General features: G+C 51.3%; 15 protein-coding genes and 1 pseudogene. 13 read left to right on the top strand and 3 right to left on the bottom strand.

The features are described 5' to 3' along the window. Positions 1–114: 114 nt before the first annotated feature. The 7 genes from E5354_RS06095 (at position 115) to E5354_RS06065 (ending at position 6,521) form a co-directional block, all read left to right on the top strand. On the top strand, positions 115–321 hold the full coding sequence (locus E5354_RS06095; protein ID WP_123395688.1) for a helix-turn-helix domain-containing protein: 207 nt from the start codon (positions 115–117) through the stop codon (positions 319–321). Continuing rightward, positions 318–644: a HipA N-terminal domain-containing protein gene (locus E5354_RS06090; RefSeq protein WP_369698993.1), complete on the top strand. Its 327-nt coding sequence runs from the start codon at positions 318–320 to the stop codon at positions 642–644. The genes E5354_RS06095 and E5354_RS06090 overlap by 4 nt, the downstream gene beginning before the upstream one ends. Then, positions 641–1,636 carry a type II toxin-antitoxin system HipA family toxin gene (locus E5354_RS06085; RefSeq protein ID WP_135946794.1) on the top strand — a complete coding sequence of 332 codons (996 nt, stop codon included), beginning with the start codon at positions 641–643 and terminating at the stop codon, positions 1,634–1,636. The genes E5354_RS06090 and E5354_RS06085 overlap by 4 nt, the downstream gene beginning before the upstream one ends. A gap of 111 nt (positions 1,637–1,747) precedes the next feature. Continuing rightward, positions 1,748–2,200, top strand: a complete 453-nt coding sequence (locus E5354_RS06080) for a DUF4494 domain-containing protein (protein WP_123395685.1) — start codon at positions 1,748–1,750, stop codon at positions 2,198–2,200. Positions 2,201–2,221: 21 nt separating this feature from the next. Continuing rightward, positions 2,222–2,893, top strand: coding sequence for a YggS family pyridoxal phosphate-dependent enzyme (locus E5354_RS06075; RefSeq protein ID WP_135946793.1), 672 nt, complete (start codon positions 2,222–2,224; stop codon positions 2,891–2,893). 129 nt (positions 2,894–3,022) lie between these two features. Continuing rightward, entirely contained in the window at positions 3,023–4,438 is a 1,416-nt protein-coding gene (locus E5354_RS06070; RefSeq protein ID WP_123395683.1) for an MFS transporter, read from the top strand. 52 nt (positions 4,439–4,490) lie between these two features. Continuing rightward, a complete protein-coding gene (locus tag E5354_RS06065; RefSeq protein ID WP_123395682.1) occupies positions 4,491–6,521 on the top strand; it encodes a transketolase family protein in 2,031 nt (676 codons plus the stop codon). Positions 6,522–6,696: 175 nt separating this feature from the next. Here E5354_RS06065 and E5354_RS06060 read toward each other — a convergent pair whose 3' ends face one another. The 3 genes and pseudogenes from E5354_RS06060 to E5354_RS06050 form a co-directional block, all read right to left on the bottom strand. After that, complete coding sequence (locus tag E5354_RS06060; protein ID WP_135946792.1) at positions 6,697–7,446, bottom strand: succinate dehydrogenase/fumarate reductase iron-sulfur subunit; 750 nt, start codon at positions 7,444–7,446, stop codon at positions 6,697–6,699. Positions 7,447–7,477: 31 nt separating this feature from the next. Further along, positions 7,478–9,424, bottom strand: a complete 1,947-nt coding sequence (locus E5354_RS06055) for a fumarate reductase/succinate dehydrogenase flavoprotein subunit (RefSeq protein WP_135946853.1) — start codon at positions 9,422–9,424, stop codon at positions 7,478–7,480. 362 nt (positions 9,425–9,786) lie between these two features. Further along, a pseudogene (locus E5354_RS06050) lies at positions 9,787–10,446 on the bottom strand (succinate dehydrogenase cytochrome b subunit); the annotation flags it as partial. Between the two features lie 586 nt (positions 10,447–11,032). Between E5354_RS06050 and E5354_RS06045 the strand changes: the two are divergent. From E5354_RS06045 to rpmF, 6 genes are all read left to right on the top strand, one after another. Then, positions 11,033–11,827 carry a DUF5715 family protein gene (locus E5354_RS06045; protein ID WP_123395679.1) on the top strand — a complete coding sequence of 265 codons (795 nt, stop codon included), beginning with the start codon at positions 11,033–11,035 and terminating at the stop codon, positions 11,825–11,827. Further along, entirely contained in the window at positions 11,799–15,236 is a 3,438-nt protein-coding gene (locus E5354_RS06040; RefSeq protein WP_135946790.1) for a hypothetical protein, read from the top strand. The genes E5354_RS06045 and E5354_RS06040 overlap by 29 nt, the downstream gene beginning before the upstream one ends. Next, positions 15,233–15,976 carry an HAD family hydrolase gene (locus tag E5354_RS06035; protein WP_123395677.1) on the top strand — a complete coding sequence of 248 codons (744 nt, stop codon included), beginning with the start codon at positions 15,233–15,235 and terminating at the stop codon, positions 15,974–15,976. The genes E5354_RS06040 and E5354_RS06035 overlap by 4 nt, the downstream gene beginning before the upstream one ends. Positions 15,977–15,990: 14 nt before the next feature. Then, positions 15,991–17,055 (top strand): 3-dehydroquinate synthase, encoded by a 1,065-nt coding sequence (aroB, locus tag E5354_RS06030; RefSeq protein ID WP_123395806.1) that lies wholly within the window; start codon positions 15,991–15,993, stop codon positions 17,053–17,055. Positions 17,056–17,171: 116 nt separating this feature from the next. Further along, positions 17,172–17,768 (top strand): YceD family protein, encoded by a 597-nt coding sequence (locus tag E5354_RS06025; RefSeq protein ID WP_168353837.1) that lies wholly within the window; start codon positions 17,172–17,174, stop codon positions 17,766–17,768. A gap of 19 nt (positions 17,769–17,787) precedes the next feature. Continuing rightward, a complete protein-coding gene (gene rpmF, locus E5354_RS06020) occupies positions 17,788–17,973 on the top strand; it encodes a 50S ribosomal protein L32 (protein WP_123395675.1) in 186 nt (61 codons plus the stop codon). Positions 17,974–18,006 lie beyond the last annotated feature (33 nt).

The following is an 18,006-nucleotide window of genomic DNA, read 5'->3' as shown; positions in this document are numbered from 1 at the left end:
TTATTTTTTATCTCGCGGAAAGGCCGACAACAAAAATCACGATATGTTGTGATTTTTGCTCTATTTATAAAATATTTTTTCGTATATTTGCAAAAACCACAATATATTGTGAAAATGGAATCCATAGGAGAACGAATAAAACAACGCCGCAAAATGCTCAACATAACCCAAGAGCAGCTTGCCGATATTGCAGAAGTAGGCATAAACACCTTGACGAAAATAGAACGTGACGAGGGAAACCCGACTTTGAAAGTCCTGCTAAAAGTACTTGACACCCTCGGCCTTGAAATAAAAATAACCATTAAAACTATGAATCAATAATGAGAAGGGCAAACGTATATATAAACAATGTATTAGCCGGAGTAATCGTTGAAAATAATCGCAATGATTACATATTCCAGTATGATAACACATACTATCAAAACCGTTCAAATCCACCGGTAAGCCTGACACTTCCGCTTACTCAACAAGAGTATCGTTCCACTCACCTGTTTCCGTTCTTCTCCAACATGTTATCGGAAGGAAGCAATCGCCGCGTTCAGTCCCGATTCCTTAAAATTGACGAAAACGATAATTTCGGACTATTGTTGGCAACTGCACAATACGACACTCCGGGAGCCATTACCATAAAACCCATTAAATGATGGAAATAGATCACTGCCCCTCACTTCTCATTCCGGGTTATTCAACCTATTCTCCGACAGCGTTGAAAAGGCTCACATCAGGACTTCCGGTAAGCCACGTGCTCCCCTATACTTCTCTCGCATCAAATGAAGTAATAACTAAATTCAATTCAAACAGAAAAAGAATGTCGTTATCAGGGGCACAGCCAAAGTACTCCTTTACAATTCACGATGATAAGTTCACTTTGACACAAGAAGGTGAGCAAGGGCGATACATACTCAAGCCTCGACTCACCGACTACCTCCACCCAGAATTCGGGCCTGCCAATGAGCATCTCACCATGCAAATTGCAGAACAAGTATATGGAATCGACACGGCGCCCAACGCAATCTGCCTTTTTGAAAACGACGAGATGGCCTATATAACGCGACGATATGATGTTGACAACGACGGCAATAAGATACAGCAAGAGGACTTTGCGTCGCTTGCCGGAGTGTCGGAGGACACAAACGGTAAAAATTATAAATATGACACTCGAAGTTATGAAGACATAGCCACTTTGATTAAAAAGTATCTGCCTGCGGCAAAAATAGAACTTGTAAAGTTCTTTGACTTGATGTTGTTCAACTTCTTGTTTGCAAACGGTGACGCTCATTTGAAAAACTTTTCAATCATAAGACGCCCCGATGGAAGCAATACTCTATCTCCGGCATATGACTTAATCAACACGCTGATACACATCCCCGATGACACGATATTTGCCCTCGACAAAGGCCTGTTCTCATCTAAAGAGAATCCAACCATACCTACCGGGGCGGCGTTCTATGAGTTCGGGCTGACAATGGGGTTGGGTGAGAAAATCGTCAAAAAGGAGTTAACGCGCTTCTGTCGCGAGTATCCCGATATAGATCGGTTAATCGATGCATCATTCCTGTCGAATGAGCTAAAACGCACTTATCGACTGATATATCGCACACGATTGAAAAGTTACCTTCAAGCGGGCATTGATTGAGCGGAAATATTATGGTTCATTAAGAATTGACGCTATAGTGTGATTGACTTTTTTTCGTAACTTTGTATTACAATTATAATTTCATTTAACAATTAAACTGAACAGAAAAAAATGGCACAATGGTTTGAATGTAAAGTGCGCTACGATAAATTGATGGAAAACGGTATGCAAAAGAAGGTCAACGAGCCTTACATGGTTGACGCTCTAAGCTTTACCGAAGCCGAAGCACGCATAATCGAGGAGGTAACCCCGTTCATTTCAGGCGACTTTTCAGTATCGGCTGTAAAGCGCACCAACATATCGGAAATATTCTGGGACGACTCAGCCGACAAGTGGTATCACGTAAAGGTAAACTTCATCACCATCGATGAGAAAAGCGCGGTAGAAAAGAAAACCACATCCCACATACTCGTAGCCGCAACCGACTTCAAAGGCGCACTCGACAACTTCATGGAAGGCATGAAAGGCACAATGGCCGACTTCGAGATAGCCTCCATCGCCGAAACCACTATAATGGATGTTTACAAGGCCAAGCTGTCATCTACCTCACCTGCTGAAGCATAACAAATCACTCCTCGGCTCGCCATGAACGACATAGCGCAACGCATACACGACATCAAAGCCAATCTCCCCGGAAACGTGGAGCTGGTAGCGGTGTCAAAATTCCACCCCAAGGAAGCCATAATGGAGGCTTACGAAGGTGGTCACCGAGTATTCGGCGAAAGTCGTGCCAATGAACTGGTAGAAAAAGCACGTTCACTGCCCGATGACATAGAGTGGCACTTCATAGGCCATCTGCAGACCAACAAAGTGTCAACCGTAGTGCCCTACGTGAAGATGATTCACAGTGTCGACTCGGAGCGACTGCTCATTAAGATCAACAATGCTGCATGCGACACATACCGTCAGGTTGATGTGCTCCTTCAGCTTCACGTGGCCTTGGAAGAAACCAAATTCGGATTCACACTCGATGAAATCAACGAGCTGCTCGGCACCGGGTTGCTCGATCGACTCAACATGGTAAAGATAAGAGGCGTCATGGGCATGGCCTCTAATGTCGACGACGAGAACAGAATACGACAGGATTTCATGGCTATAAAATCGGCTTTCGACGCGCTAAAAGTGAAATATTTCGCCGACGACAATGACTTCAACATCATAAGCATGGGCATGAGCCACGACTATGAAATTGCCGTAGAATGCGGCAGCAACATGGTCAGAATAGGAACAACAATATTTGGAGAGAGAGAATATTAGTAATTCAGCCGATTTGCATTATGTTTTATAGCATCATTGCAATGTCGGCTGAAATTTTTTAGTTAAATTTACGCGATTATACTAATATCTTAAATTAATCATCAAATAACCAACTGTTCATAACAAACAATGGAAACAACTCAATCTAAATCGAACGGACGATTAATCGCAATCATTGCAATGTTCTTCATATTTGCAATGATATCTTTCGTCACAAATCTTGCGGCCCCAATCGGCACTATATGGGGAAATGAATTTGAAGGTAACAGCGTGCTCGGAATGATGGGCAACATGATGAACTTCCTCGCCTACCTCTTCATGGGTATCCCGGCAGGAAACCTTCTCGTAAAAATCGGTTATAAAAAGACCGCACTGTGGGCCATGGCAGTGGGCGTAATCGGTCTTTTCGTTCAATATCTTTCAGGAGTGATCGGTACCGACACCTCCCTCTTCTCGATGACATCAAGCATCGATGAAGGCGGACAAATGGTAACAAAGGAATTTGTAGTTCGCTTGAACTTCTTCGTATATCTGCTCGGAGCATTCATCTGCGGTTTCTGCGTGTGCATGCTCAACACAGTCGTAAACCCCATGCTCAACCTTCTCGGTGGCGGCGGCAACAAGGGCAACCAGCTTCTTCAGACAGGCGGTGCGCTCAACTCACTCTCGGGAACTCTTACTCCCCTCTTCGTAGGCGCACTCATCGGCCAGCTCTCCAAGTCAACCACAATGCAGGCCGTTGCACCCCTGTTGTTCATCGCAATCGGCGTATTCGTTGCAGCATTCATCGTAATCTCATTCGTAAGCATACCCGAACCCAACCTTGCCAAGTCGGGCGCCAAGAAAGTAAAATACAGCCACAGCCCCTGGAACTTCCGTCACACCGTGCTTGGTGTAATCGGTATATTCATCTACGTAGGTATCGAAATCGGCATCCCCGGCACCCTCAACTTCTACCTTGCCGACCAGAAGGCATCGGGAGCAGGCGTGATAGGTGACGCATCGACAATCGCCGGAGCCATTGTAGCAATCTACTGGCTGCTCATGCTCGTAGGCCGAAGCCTCAGCGGTGCCATCAGCGGCAAGATATCGACCCGCATTCAGCTCATCACCGTGTCGGCAGTAGGTATATGCCTCGTCATCGCCGCTATATGCCTCCCCAAGAGCATCACCGTAAGCGTGCCCTCATTCATCTACAGCGGCCCTGCCGGCGAAATAGCCTCGGTACCCGTAAGCGCCTATCTCCTCGTATTGTGCGGACTCTGCACATCGGTAATGTGGGGCGGCATCTTCAACCTTGCAGTCGAAGGCCTTGGCAAATACACCGCTCAGGCATCGGGCATCTTCATGATGATGGTTGTAGGCGGCGGCGTATTACCTCTCGTTCAGCAATTCATAGCCAAGGAAGCCGGTTACATGACAAGCTACTGGCTCATCGTGGCATGCCTCGGCTATCTTCTCATCTACGGCCTCGTAGGATGCAAGAATGTCAACACCGACATTCCCGTCGACCTTGAGGACGAACTTAAAGAGGAACTCGTGTAATGTAAATAAACATTATTAATCCTAATATAACAACCTAAACTTAATTAACCTTATGGACAAAAACGTTTTAAATCGCGCAGCCGACAATATCCGTGTCCTTGCAGCTTCAATGGTGGAAAAGGCCAAGTCAGGCCATCCCGGAGGTGCTATGGGCGGTGCCGACTTTGTCAACGTGCTCTACTCTTCTTTCTTAGTAACCGATCCTGACAATCCCACCTGGATTGCACGTGACCGCTTCTTCCTCGATCCCGGTCACATGTCATCAATGCTATATGCAGTGCTCGCCCTTACCGGCAAGTACACCGTTGACGAGCTTAAGGAATTCCGCCAGTGGGGAAGCGTAACTCCCGGTCACCCCGAAGTTCACCCCGAACGTGGCGTTGAAAACACCTCAGGTCCCCTCGGACAAGGTCATGTAATGGCAGTGGGTAGCGCAATTGCCGAGCGCTTCCTCCAGGCTCGTTTCGGCGACTGGATTGCCCATAAGACTTACGCATTCATCTCCGACGGTGGTATACAGGAAGAGATTTCACAGGGCGCAGGCCGTCTTGCAGGATATCTCGGACTGAACAACCTCATCATGTTCTACGACAGCAACGACATCCAGCTCTCTACCGAGGTTAAGGCCGTTACTGCCGAAGACACCGCTGCCAAGTATCGCGCTTGGAACTGGAACGTAATCGAAGTTGACGGTACCGATCCCCTTGCAATGGCAGGAGCTCTCGAAACCGCCATCGAGGAGAAGCACCGTCCTACAATCATCATAGGCAAGACCGTTATGGGTCGCGGCGCAGTCACCGCCGAAGGCGAGTCTTACGAAGGCAAGTGCTCAACCCACGGTAACCCCTTGAGCAAGTCAGGTGCATCCTACGAAAAGACCATGGAACACCTCGGAGCCGATCCCAAGGATCCCTGGCACATCTGGGAAGACACCAAGAAGCTCTATGCCGACCGTGCCGAAGTGCTTCGCGCAACAGTGAAGCTCCGTCACGAAGAGGAGAAGGCTTGGCGTGCAGCCAATCCCGAGCAGGCTGCTCTTCTTGACAGCTACATCGCAGGCAAGCTTCCCGAAATCGACTGGAAGGCTATCGCCCACAAGCCCAACATCGCAACCCGTCAGGCATCGGCCGATGTACTCGGCGAGCTTGCAAAGAAGGTTGGCAACATGATTGTAGCTTCAGCCGACCTTGCCAACTCTGACAAGACCGACGGATTCCTCAAGAACACCCACGCCCTCACTCACGGCGACTTCAGCGGCGCATTCCTTCAGGCAGGTGTTGCCGAGCTTACAATGGCCGCCATCATGAACGGTATAGCACTCCACGGAGGTTGCATCGCAGCTTGCGGTACATTCTTCGTATTCTCCGACTACATGAAGCCCGCAGTGCGTATGGCAGCCCTTATGGAACTTCCCGTTAAGTACATCTGGACACACGACGCATTCCGCGTAGGCGAGGACGGCCCGACTCACGAACCCGTTGAGCAGGAAGCTCAGATACGCCTCATGGAAGAGCTCCGCAACTTCAAGGGCGAACCCAGCATGCTCGTTCTCCGTCCCGGTGACGCTGCTGAAACATCGGTTTGCTGGAAGATGGCGATGGAGAACACCAAGACTCCTACCGCCCTCATCCTCAGCCGTCAGGACATCCCCGACCTGCCCGCAGCAAGCGGCGACCGCTACAACGAAGCACTCGGTGCTGAAAAGGGCGGTTATGTGGTAGTAGACGCAGCCAACCCCGATGTAACCCTCGTTGCCAACGGTTCAGAAGTATCACTTCTCGTAGAGGTTGCCAAGCTTCTCGGCGCTGAAGGCGTAACTGCACGCGTTGTGTCAGTTCCATCAATCGGTCTGTTTGAAGTACAGCCTCAGGATTACCGCGACAGCGTTATTCCCGCCAACGGCAAGGTATTCGGTCTTACCGCGGGTCTTCCCTCTACCCTTCGCGGCGTAGTAGGTCGCAACGGCGAAGTATTCGGTCTTGACCACTTCGGAGCATCGGCACCCTACAAGGTACTTGATGAGAAGTTCGGCTTCACCGCTCCTGCAGTTCTCGCTCAGGTTAAAGCCTATCTTGCAAAATAATTTGCATCGACAATCTTGATTAAAATAAGCAGGGGATGCCCGTAAAGGCATCCCCTGTTCTATTTATATCCTCGCTTGCGGGAACCGATCATGAACCGCATACACCTCTAAAAGAAAAGGATTCAATCCCCAATGAGGGAATTGAATCCTTTTTAAGTATTGGATAAGGAATTTATTATTCCTTGATCTTAGCCTTGATGAACTCGCGGTTAAGACGAGCGATGTTGCTCAGTGAGATGCACTTGGGACATTCAGCAGCACAAGCACCGGTGTTGGTACAGTTACCGAATCCAAGCTCATCCATCTTCTTAACCATTGCACGAGCGCGACGGGCACGCTCAACCTGACCCTGGGGAAGAAGAGCAAACTGGCTTACCTTAGCCGAAACGAAGAGCATTGCCGAACCGTTCTTACAAGCAGCCACACAGGCACCGCAACCTATACAGGTAGCCGAGTCCATAGCAGCGTCAGCTGCAGTCTTGGCGATGGGAAGGCTGTTGGCATCCTGAGCGCCGCCACAGTTGAACGATACATAACCTCCGGCCTGCTGAATCTTGTCAAATGCATTACGGTCGACCATGAGGTCCTTTATAACGGGGAATGCAGCCGAACGCCAGGGTTCTACGGTGATTGTTTCACCATCGTGGAAGCGGCGCATATAGAGCTGGCATGTTGTAGCTCCGGTAGCGGGTCCGTGGGGATGTCCGTTGATATAAAGTGAGCACATACCGCAGATACCCTCGCGGCAGTCGTGGTCGAAGACTACGGGCTCTTCATGATTCTCAACGAGCTGCTCGTTGAGGATGTCAAGAGTTTCAAGGAAAGAGGTGTCGGTATCGGTCTCGACTGTATAAGTCTTGAATTCACCCTTAGCCTTTGGCCCGGCTTGACGCCAAATCTTAAGATTAACAGTTATATTTGCCATTTGAGTTTACTTTCTAATGTTGTGTGAAATTTTATGACTTATAGTTACGTGTCTGAACCTTGATAGCCTCATAGTGCAGGGGCTCCTTGATGAGTTCGGGCGCCTTTTCGTCGCTTCCCTGGTAATCCCAGCATGAAACGTAGAAGTAGTTGGCGTCGTCACGCTTGGCCTCACCCTCTTCAGTCTGATACTCTTCACGGAAGTGACCGCCGCAGCTTTCGTTACGGTTAAGAGCGTCATAAGCGATGAGCTCACCCATGGTGATGAAGTCGTTCAGGCGGAATGCCTTGTCGAGCTCAACATTCATGCCTTCGGCAGTGCCGGGCACATAAAGGTTGGTTTCAAATTCCTTACGTATCTCTTTCAGGCGCTGAAGAGCAATCTTCAAGCCCTCTTCGTTACGTGCCATTCCGACATACTCCCACATAACGTGTCCGAGTTCCTTGTGGATAGAGTCGACCGAGCGCTTTCCGTTGGTCTTGAGAAGCTTCTCCTGAGCGGCGATACACTTGGCCTCGGCTTCGTCAAATTCCTTGGTGTCGGTAGAGAAGCGGGGAACTGTGATCTGATCCGACAGATAGTTCTGGATTGTGTAGGGAAGCACGAAATAACCGTCGGCAAGACCCTGCATAAGAGCCGAAGCACCAAGACGGTTGGCACCGTGATCCGAGAAGTTACACTCGCCGATGGCAAACAAGCCCTTCAACGAAGTCTGCAACTCATAGTCAACCCAGATACCACCCATTGTATAATGGATGGCGGGGAATATCATCATCGGTTCGTCGTAAGGCGATACATCGGTGATCTCCTCATACATGTCGAAGAGGTTGCCGTAGCGCTGTGCCACTGCATCCTTGCCAAGACGGTTGATGGCGTCGCTGAAGTCGAGGAACACGGCAAGACCGGTGTTGTTGACACCGAAGCCCTTGTCGCAGCGTTCCTTGGCGGCACGCGATGCAACGTCACGGGGTACGAGGTTACCGAATGCCGGGTAGCGGCGCTCGAGATAGTAGTCGCGATCCTCTTCGGGAATCTGCGAACCGCGAATCTCACCTGCCTGAAGCTTCTGAGCATCCTCAAGCTTCTTGGGCACCCAGATACGGCCGTCGTTACGAAGCGACTCCGACATGAGGGTCAGCTTTGACTGCTTGTCGCCGTGTACGGGAATACAGGTGGGGTGAATCTGAACGTAGGCGGGGTTTGCGAAGTATGCGCCCTTACGGTAGCATGCCATAGCCGCGCTACAGTTACATCCCATTGCGTTGGTCGAAAGGAAGTAAGCGTTACCGTAACCGCCGGTGGCGATAACCACTGCGTGAGCGGCAAAACGCTCAAACCTACCTGTCACAAGATTCTTGGCGATAATACCGCGGGCACGGCCGTCGATCATAACCACGTCGTGCATCTCGTAACGGTTGTAGCTCTTCACCTTGCCGAGTTGAATCTGGCGGTTAAGCGAAGAGTAGGCACCGAGAAGGAGCTGCTGACCTGTCTGGCCCTTGGCATAGAATGTACGTGATACCTGGGCACCGCCGAATGAACGGTTGGCAAGCAAGCCGCCGTATTCACGAGCGAAAGGTACGCCCTGAGCCACACACTGGTCGATGATGTTGTTTGACACCTCGGCAAGACGATAAACGTTGGCCTCGCGTGCACGGTAGTCACCACCTTTTACTGTATCATAGAATAGACGATACACCGAGTCACCGTCGTTCTGATAGTTCTTTGCTGCGTTTATACCACCCTGCGCTGCAATTGAGTGAGCGCGACGGGGCGAATCCTGAATGCAGAAATTCAATACGTTGAATCCCATTTCGGCAAGCGAAGAGGCAGCCGAAGCTCCGGCAAGACCGGTACCTACGACGATGATGTCGAGGCGACGCTTGTTGGCGGGGTTCACGAGTTTTTGATGAGCCTTGTAGTTGGTCCATTTCTCAGCGATAGGACCTTCCGGGATTTTAGAATCAGCCGGATTCATCACTTTAACGTTTTCTTTAGTATTTTCCATATCGCTAATTAGTTTTCGGGTTGTTCTTCAATCGGTTGAGCGGCAGGAGCTGCTTCATTGTCAATCATGAAGTAGTCGAGGAACGCCTTGGCATGCTGATACTTCGACAGCAATTCCTGATGGCTTTCGGGAGTAAGTCCGGTCTGCATCTGAACCTGAGGATCGCTGAGCTGAGCGGCAAACTGAGGATCGCTGAGCACATTGAGGTTCTGCTCGATAACCATCGGGAGCTGCTCGCTTGAAACACGGTCAACGGGAAGACCTACCATCTTGCCGATAACGCCTACATACTGGCTGCGGAGTGCGTCGTCAGTCTTGTAGAAATCGTTGTGAGCGTTTACTGTGAACACTACAGCCTGGGCAATGAAGAGGGCAATAACGATTGTTGTCCACCAGCACGAAATTTTCTTGAGGCGGGGAAGCCATGTGTCATTGTCCCAACCGCATGACTGGAACATCGACCAGAAACCATGGTTCATGTGGAACCACAATGCGATGAAGCCGATGATGTAGACGATCGGAGTGTAAACCATGGAGAAAGCCTCCTGGATGAACAGCGTACCCATCGACGGAGGAAGTGTGCCTTCCACACCGCGAATTTCCTGAAGCTGCATCTTGGCCCAGAACTGGATGAGATGCACAACGAGGAATGCAAGTACAACGATACCGAGCACGAGCATGTTCTGCGACGACCATTCTACGCTCTTGGGCTTGGCGGTTACAGCATAGCGGTCGTTACCGCGAGCCTTACGGTTTTGAAGTGTCAACCACACTGCATAAATAATGTGTATGATGAAGAGAAGCGCAAGACCGGCCGAGGCTGCAAGTGCATACCAGTTGGCGCCAAGCAACTCACATATTACATTGTAAGATGCCGGCCAGACAATGGCTACTGCGTTCATCAAGCAGTGAAACGTTACAAATAGGACGAGGCACGCTCCGGTGATAGCCATGACGAGCTTCCTTCCTATAGATGAGCTTGTTAACCACATAGTAGTTTTGAAATTAGAAAATTAGAAAATTAATTGATTATTGTAAGTTACTTAAAAGCTATCGATTACTATGCAAAATTAAGATAATTTATGCGCTGCTACAAATATTAAAGAAAAAATTCATTATTAAATGTGTCTTTTTGATAACGTGACATCGAAAATATATGTTATAAAACATAAATGCGTTTTTTTGCCGATAAAAATTGTGTAAATACAATCAAAAATACTTAAACTTGCACTGTGAAATTATACAAACCAAAACAATTAACTAAAACAACAATTATATCGTTATTTTTAACCCTCTTTTTCACCTAAGCAAAACAGATGATAAAACGCGCCTGTTTATTTTTGTAGCACGAAAAAAGGCGACCTGAAAAAATCATGTAAATACCACCAGACAACATTCAAGTAAAACATTCAAAGAATCCATCAATAATAGTAGATAGATTTCTCATGAATGTAAGGACGGCAGGGCTTGTGATAAGTAATGCCGTCTGTTTTTTGTGTATTAGACGGTTTATGTGTAATTTTACACCCTTAAACGGCCGATTGCCGTCAACAACATCACAATCACAGTAATCGCAAAATGACCAGCATAACCCGATACATCACTGCGGCAATAGCATTGACTGCCATAATTTGGCTCATCGCAATAAGCGCAAAGAGCTGTAAAGCCGACTCTTCTCAGGTATTTCCGTCCACAGTCGATACAATCAACAACTTCTACACTCATCTTGATTCGATGCCCGACGGCGGATGTGTCAGGTTGAAAATCAACCCCATAGGCGGTTCTTTGCCGCGAGTGTTCAACGACAGCAACTATATTCATCTGAACGAAGCACAGGCTATAGGCATCAAGCCCATCTCCAATCCGGCCGATGCATGGCACATAAAGCGTCCGTTGCGTCACATAGGCACCTGCCGCGAATATTACCTCGACGACCTCACCCACTCGCTCCCGTTTCTCGTGCCCGAAGCGGCCGACCTGCTGCGTGACATAGGCCAACGCTTCAACGACTCGCTCATGGCCCGTGGTGGCGGCAGCTACCGCTTGAAAGTGACGAGCGTACTCCGCACAGGCAGCAGCGTCACCAGCCTGCGCCGCCGCAATGTCAACGCGGTCGAGGCTTCGGCCCATCAGTACGGAACCACCTTCGACATCAGCTATGCCAAGTTCATCTGCGACTCAGTGACGGTGGCACGCACACAGGAGGACCTGAAAAACCTGCTTGCCGAGGTTTTGAAGCAACTTCGCGACGAGCAACGCTGTTATGTAAAGTATGAGCGCAAGCAAGGTTGCTTCCACATAACCGCCCGACGGCCTAAAAACGACAACATAGAATCATCATCCGATGGAAAAGAACAAGCAAAAGAGTCCTAAGCCCCTTTGGCGCAAGCTGCTGAAAGCCGCAGCCTGGATTGTAGGCGTGGTGCTGCTCCTCATGGTGCTGACGCTGGGTGGCATTGTGTGGATTCTCACGCCGCAAAAGCTGACACCGCTAATCGAAAAGACAGCCAACGGCTACATCGACGGACGCCTCAACCTGTCACGCGCCGAGCTCACCGTGTGGAAAACATTTCCGCACCTCTACATCGACATCGATTCGCTCACTCTCACCGGCAACGCATTCAACTCACTCGACCCTGCTCAGCGCGAGTCGCTGCCCGTGTATGCCGACACAATAGCCACCGTCGACCGCTTCCACGGCGGAGTGAACGTGATGGCGCTCCTCATCGGCAAGATACGCCTCTACGATGTGGAGCTTAAGTCGATGCAGCTTAACGCAGTTGTCTACGACAGTGTCACGGCCAACTACAACATCGTTCCGCCAAGTGCCGACGACAATCCGGAGTCCGCCACTTCGATTCCCGACATAACCATCAACCGGTTTGACATAATCGACGCTCTCGATGTGCGATATTTCTCGGCAGCCGACAGCATCGATGTCGCGCTACGGCTCAGCAACTCCCGCCTTAAGGGCAACGACCCTGGCTACGACATAACGATGGACAGCCGCCTGTCGGCCATGATTTCGCCCGACATAAACATCGACTCGCTGCGCGTGGGCATCAACGGACGGCTCGACTGGCACCACGACCGCCCGCAGGAGCTCGAGCTGAAGGATTTCACCCTGGCTGTCAACGAGCTGTCGACACGTTTCGACTCCAGGCTCAAGCTTTGGGACGAATTCACCGTCGATGACCTCGACTTGACCGTAACGCCATTCTCGCCCGCTCAGGCACTTGCCTCAATCCCCGCACAATGGAGGCCCCAACTGCCTGCATTTGACACCGACATGAGTATAGCGATGACGGCCAAGCTTGCCAAGCCCTATATTCCTGCCACCGACAGCCTGCCCTCGATGACCGTGACCGTCGACATTCCGCGATGCTCGGGCTACTACGACAAATATCATTGGGATGCCTTATCCCTTGAGGCCGAGGCAAATGTCAACGGCGACGACATCGACAAGTCGGTGGTTACGGTGAAATCGCTCACCGCATCGGCCGACGGCGTGAAACTGTCGCTCAACGGCACGGCCACGGCATTGATGACCGACCCCGCTGTCGATGCCGACATTACGGCATCGGCCGACTTCAACCGAATTGCCAAGGCCATGAAATCGGACATTCCAGGCACAATCGCCGGAAAGCTCGACATAGACACCCACGTAAAGATGCAGCTGAGTCACCTTAACAAAAACTCTTTCCACAACATGCTGCTCAACGGCACGCTCACGCTTAAAGAGTTTGACTACGACTCACCCGACACCGACACGCACATCTACACTCACCTGTCGGAGTTCAAGCTCGGCACCAACGAAAGCTTCGTCCGCGACACCAATCGCGTAGACTCGCTGCTTACGGCATCGGTCAGCATCGACACCGCCGCCTTCACCGGCCGGGGAGTGTCGCTTTTCGCCAGGTCGCTGAAACTCGGAGCCGGATGCAGCAACAACTCATCGTCATCCGACACCACTGTCGTGACACCCATCGGCGCAACATTCCGTGCCGAATACATAAACTTCCTGTCAAGCGACGACTCCACCAAGGTGAGGCTGAACAACATCCGCGCCTATGCCGCGCTGAAGCGTTACGAAGGCCAGGCGCGAGTACCGCAACTCGGCATGAACATAGCCACCGAACAGGCCCAGTATGCCGACCGTTACAATCGCCTCATATTGCGTGACGGACAGTTCAACATATCGGCTCACCTCAGGCAGACCCCCGTCGTGAACCGCAGACTGAAAATGCGTTACGACTCACTGCGCGCACAACATCCCACCCTTTCGACCGACTCCATAATCGCCATGATGCGGCAAATGTCGTCACGCAACAGCCGTCACGACTACGAAACCCTCGATCTCACAGTAGGCACCTCCATGCAGCGGCTTCTGCGCCAATGGGATGTGAAGGGCTCCATAAAAGCCAAGCGCGGAGGCATGTTCACGCCATTCTTCCCCGTGAGAAACAGGCTCAGCAATGTCGTCCTTGAATTTACCACCGACAGCGTCACGCTCGACAGCGTGAGATACGATGTCGGCCGCTCCGACTTCTTGATTTCGGGAAAGTTGCGCAACATCAGGCGCGCATTCTCCTCGGGCGGCACTTTGCAGGCCGACCTCAACGTGACAAGCGACTCTCTCAACGTTAACGAAATCGTGCAAGCCGCCTACGCCGGATCGGCTTTCGCCGAGAAGGCCGGCGAAGGAGTTGTCACAACCGCGACAGTCGACAACACCGGTCAGCTCGACAGCCTCGCATCGGCGGCTGCGGCCTCAGGCGAAACGAGCGCACTGCTTGTCCCCACCAACCTGCGGGCCAACATATCGGTCAAGGCACGTAACATCATATACTCCGACGTGGCGATGCACGACTTCAACGGTGAACTTATCGTGAACCGGGGAGCCATAAACTTGCGCGACCTCTCGGCGTCGTCCGACATAGGAAGCGCTCGCCTCACCGCGCTCTACTCGGCACCCCGCAAGAGCGACATACGATTCGGCATGGGACTCGTGCTCAACGGTGTCAACGTGCACCAGTTCCTCAACATGATGCCTGCAGTCGACTCGCTGATGCCGCTGCTCAACAGCTTCGAGGGCATAATCGACGCCGACATAGCGGCCACCGCCGACATCGACTCGCTGATGAACATCGAGCTACCGTCGCTTGAAGCGGCGATAAAGCTCTCGGGGCGTGACCTCGTGCTTCTCGATGCCGAAACCTTCCGCACTCTATCCAAGTGGCTCATGTTCAAGGACAAGAAAGTCAACCGCATCGCATCGATGGATGTCGAGATGCTTGTCGAGAACTCGACGGTCGAGATGTTCCCCTTCGTCTTCGACTTCGACCGTTACCGGCTTGCGGTGATGGGTTCCAACGACCTGGCCCTTAACTACAAGTATCACATATCGGTGCTGAAGTCACCGCTGCCGTTCAAGTTCGGACTCAACATTTCGGGCAACGCCGACAAGATGAAAATCAGGCTCGGAGGCGCGAAATACAAACCCAATCAGTCGGGCGAGCGCATAGCGATCGTCGACACCACGCGCATCAACCTCATGCGCGAAATCGAGCGCGTATTCCGCCGAGGCACCAACGCCGCCCGTGTAGGCCGACTGAATGTAAGCCGTCGCCCCGAAGCCATAAATTTCAGTGCCGAGGGCGACACAATATCCCACGCCGACTCGCTCATATTTATAAAGGAGGGGCTTATTCCGGCTCCGCCGAAACCCGAGCCCATCCCTGACGAGCAAAAGGACAACAAGAAAAAATCACGCAAGAAATGATTGACGAGCAAAAAGCAATACTTAACTACCTCGCACGACGCGACCTGATGAGCTTCTCCCCTGTGGCGGCGCTTATCGACATGGACGGCACCCTCTATGACTCGATGGGACACCATGCCGACGCATGGCATCGCCTCATGACCGAGGAGGGCATTCCCACCGATCACGACGAGTTTTACCTCTATGAAGGCCGCACGGGAGTGTCGACCATCAACCTGCTGTTTCAGCGCACATTCGGCCATGATGCGACTCCCGAACAGGCCGCCGAGCTATATCATCGCAAAACGATATATTTCAGCGCCATGCCGCCGGTCGAGCCTATGCCGGGCGCAACGCGCATGGTCGACCTGCTCATGTCGCGCAACATCACCACGGTACTCGTCACCGGTTCGGGCCAGAACTCGCTCCTAAACCGCCTCGATGCCGACTACCCGGGAGCGTTCCCGCCCGACCGCAGGGTCACTTCGCGCGATGTGAAACACGGCAAGCCCAATCCCGAGCCCTTCCTCAAGGCCATGGAACTTGTCAACGCATATCCCGAAAACTGCATAGCCATCGACAACGCTCCGCTCGGGGTCATGTCGGGACACGCATCGGGAGCATTCACCATAGGAGTTGTCACAGGCCCCATCCCCGAACAACAGCTCATCGATGCAGGAGCCGACATCATCTACCATTCGATGCCGCAACTCGCCGAGCGACTCCCCCTGCTGCTCGACACTTTCAACACATCAATCTGAAATACATGACGATGATGAAACATCAAGACATAATATTCACCAATTCCGTTGCCGAGCGACTCTCCTCTATTATTGAAAGCATGAACTGCTCGGGCACATTCATCCTCGTGGATGAAAACACCGATAATCATGTGTTGTCAAAGATTGTCGGGAAGTTTCCCGCAATCGACAACGCTGCAGTCATAAAAGTAAAGCCCGGCGATGTCAACAAGAATCTCGATTCGCTCGTCCATATATGGAACGAGTTGCAGCGCGCCGGAGCCAACCGTCGTTCCCTGATGGTCAATCTCGGCGGAGGCATGGTCACCGACATGGGAGGCTTCGCCGCCGCCACATTCAAGCGCGGCATCCACTTCATCAATGTCCCCACCACCCTGCTGTCGGCCGTCGACGCAGCCGTGGGCGGAAAGACCGGAATCAACTTCAACGGGCTTAAAAATGAGATAGGCTCATTTCGCGAAGCCGACGCCGTAATAATCTCCACCTGCTTCCTCGACACACTGCCCGTAGAGGAAATCCGCTCGGGCTATGCCGAAATGCTGAAGCACGGACTCATCGACAGCGCCGAAGCCTACCACCGCCTGCTGGAATGCGATGTCACGTCAATCGATAGCGAGCGCATGCTTGCACTGCTTGAGGAGTCGGTGAGCGTAAAGCGCCGAATCGTGGAGGAGGATCCCACCGAAAAGGGCATACGCCGCGCCCTCAACCTGGGTCACACCGCAGGGCACGCCTTCGAGAGCCTCGCAATGCGACGCGGCAACCCCGTGCCTCACGGCTACGCAGTAGCCTGGGGCTGTGTCGTGGAACTCGTGCTGAGTCATCTTGCCATGGGACTCCCCAGCTCGGAGCTGAAGCGGTTTGCCGACTATGTCTACAACAACTACGGCATATTCCCCATAACCTGCGACGACTACCCCGCATTGCTGGAGCTGATGCATCACGACAAAAAGAACACCTCGGGCGACATCAATTTCACCCTCCTGAGCGAAATTGGCCGTGTACACATTGACTCGATATGCAGTGAGGACGACATAAAGACAGCACTCGACATATTCCGCGACCTGATGCACATTTAGGCCCCTCGCAGCCGTCAACAGCCACCCGCACACCCGTCTTGCACGAAAAAATGCGGCAAAAGTTGATTAATTGGAAGATAATGTATAACTTTGCGGCGGATTTTCAAAAAACTATCGTGGGAAAATTTTCAGCTTATAAGCTCCCGTTAAAGTCATTGCCTGTTGGCAGCCAAGAATTTGACTACCATCTTGACAAGCAATTCTTCGTGGATATGGAGAGTTCCGACATCCACGGAGCCAATCTTGATGTGCATGTAACAGTAGTCAACAAAGGCGACATCTATGACATGACCATAGACATTGCCGGCGAGATAACCTTGGTATGCGACCGCTGCCTTGACGACCTTGAGTGGCCCGTTGATACGAGCTACCACATCTTCGTCAAGTATGGGCCCGACTTCAACGACGACTCCGACGAGTTGCTCGAAATTCCCGAAGGCGACGCCTATCTCAACATCGCCTACATGATTTATGACACCGTTGCTCTCACAATCCCCATCAAGCACGTGCACCCGCTCGGAAAGTGCAACCGCGCCATGAGCACACTGCTCAAGAAGCATCGCGCACAAGGCAGTGCCGGCGAAGAGGACGAGGATGAAGAGATGATGGACGAAATCATGGAGGAGGTCGACGACACTATCGACGACGCATCATCCGACGACAACACCGATCCTCGTTGGGACGAACTTAAGAAACTTAACGACAACAATTAAATAAATACAATAAACAAAAATGGCACATCCTAAACGAAAACAATCAAAGACTCGTACAGCTAAGCGTAGAACTCATGACAAGGCTGTAGCTCCTACTTTGGCAATCTGCCCCAACTGCGGTTCATGGCACGTATACCACTGCGTATGTCCCGAATGTGGATACTATCGCGGAAAAGTGGCTATCGAAAAGAGTGCTGCCGTATAACGTAGCTTTATCACGGCATTTGGGCTCAAGTTT

It is taken from the genome of Muribaculum sp. NM65_B17 (genome assembly GCF_004793735.1).
GTDB lineage: Bacteria > Bacteroidota > Bacteroidia > Bacteroidales > Muribaculaceae > Muribaculum > Muribaculum gordoncarteri.
This window is presented reverse-complemented; position numbering and strand designations above follow the sequence as displayed.

Excerpts from the sequence above, each read along its gene's own strand:
- E5354_RS06095 (WP_123395688.1), top strand. The coding sequence starts at position 115 with ATGGAATCCATAGGAGAACGAATAAAACAACGCCGCAAAATGCTCAAC.
- E5354_RS06085 (WP_135946794.1), top strand. The coding sequence starts at position 641 with ATGATGGAAATAGATCACTGCCCCTCACTTCTCATTCCGGGTTATTCA.
- E5354_RS06080 (WP_123395685.1), top strand. The coding sequence starts at position 1,748 with ATGGCACAATGGTTTGAATGTAAAGTGCGCTACGATAAATTGATGGAA.
- E5354_RS06075 (WP_135946793.1), top strand. The coding sequence starts at position 2,222 with ATGAACGACATAGCGCAACGCATACACGACATCAAAGCCAATCTCCCC.
- E5354_RS06070 (WP_123395683.1), top strand. The coding sequence starts at position 3,023 with ATGGAAACAACTCAATCTAAATCGAACGGACGATTAATCGCAATCATT.
- E5354_RS06065 (WP_123395682.1), top strand. The coding sequence starts at position 4,491 with ATGGACAAAAACGTTTTAAATCGCGCAGCCGACAATATCCGTGTCCTT.
- E5354_RS06060 (WP_135946792.1), bottom strand. The coding sequence starts at position 7,446 with ATGGCAAATATAACTGTTAATCTTAAGATTTGGCGTCAAGCCGGGCCA.
- E5354_RS06055 (WP_135946853.1), bottom strand. The coding sequence starts at position 9,424 with ATGAATCCGGCTGATTCTAAAATCCCGGAAGGTCCTATCGCTGAGAAA.
- E5354_RS06045 (WP_123395679.1), top strand. The coding sequence starts at position 11,033 with ATGACCAGCATAACCCGATACATCACTGCGGCAATAGCATTGACTGCC.
- E5354_RS06040 (WP_135946790.1), top strand. The coding sequence starts at position 11,799 with ATGGAAAAGAACAAGCAAAAGAGTCCTAAGCCCCTTTGGCGCAAGCTG.
- E5354_RS06035 (WP_123395677.1), top strand. The coding sequence starts at position 15,233 with ATGATTGACGAGCAAAAAGCAATACTTAACTACCTCGCACGACGCGAC.
- aroB (WP_123395806.1), top strand. The coding sequence starts at position 15,991 with ATGAAACATCAAGACATAATATTCACCAATTCCGTTGCCGAGCGACTC.
- rpmF (WP_123395675.1), top strand. The coding sequence starts at position 17,788 with ATGGCACATCCTAAACGAAAACAATCAAAGACTCGTACAGCTAAGCGT.